This is a genomic window from Brachybacterium sp. AOP3-A1-3 (assembly GCF_052378285.1).
Lineage (GTDB): Bacteria > Actinomycetota > Actinomycetes > Actinomycetales > Dermabacteraceae > Brachybacterium.
In genome coordinates, this window is the sequence record NZ_JBQSXM010000061.1 from 1 (window position 1) to 758 (window position 758).

Annotated in this window: 1 protein-coding gene; it reads left to right on the forward strand. The window is 67.9% G+C overall.

Annotated features, from left to right (window positions below):
* On the forward strand, positions 1-758 hold a 758-nt coding region (locus ACT3T5_RS19580; RefSeq protein ID WP_444595329.1), incomplete at both ends, for a transposase.

Below are 758 nucleotides of genomic sequence, written 5' to 3' on the forward strand. Positions count from 1 at the left end.
GGGAAGCGCTCATGAACACCTACGTCGAACTGGCCGCCGCGGACGTGCCGACCCGGCAGGCGGCAGCCCTGACCGGCGTGGCGCGTGCGACCGCGACCCGCGCCGCCTCCCGCGCACGCCGACCGGACCCCGAGCCGCCGTCGGCTCGTCCTGCCCCAGCGAACAAGCTCTCGAGCGTCGAGCGGTCGCTGGTGCTGTCCACGCTCAACAGTGACGAGTTCGTCGACAAGCCGCCGTTGCAGATCTATCCCATCCTGCTCGAGCGCGGCGAATACGTGGGCTCGGTCTCGACCATGTATCGGGTGCTGCGCGAGCACACGCAGGTACGGGAGCGGCGCCGGCTCGCGACCCATCCGCCGCGGAAGGTGCCGGAGCTGATCGCGACCGCCGTCGGGCAGGTCTATACCTGGGACATCACGAAACTCGCCGGCCCTGTCAAAGGCACGTACTACGACGCGTACGTGATGATCGACATCTTCTCCCGCTACATCGTCGGCGCCATCGTGCACGCCTGCGAGGACGGCCTACTCGCCAAGGAGATGATGACCGACGCGTTCGGGATCCACGGCACCCCCGAGGTCGTGCACTCCGACGGCGGCCCCTCGATGACGTCGAAGACCGTCCGCACCCTGCTCGCCGATCTCGGCGTGACCGCGTCCCGCTCCCGACCGCACGTGTCCAATGACAACCCCTACTCCGAAGCGCTGTTCAAGACGATGAAGTACCTGCCCGTCTTCCCCGACCGGTTCGTCTCCCTC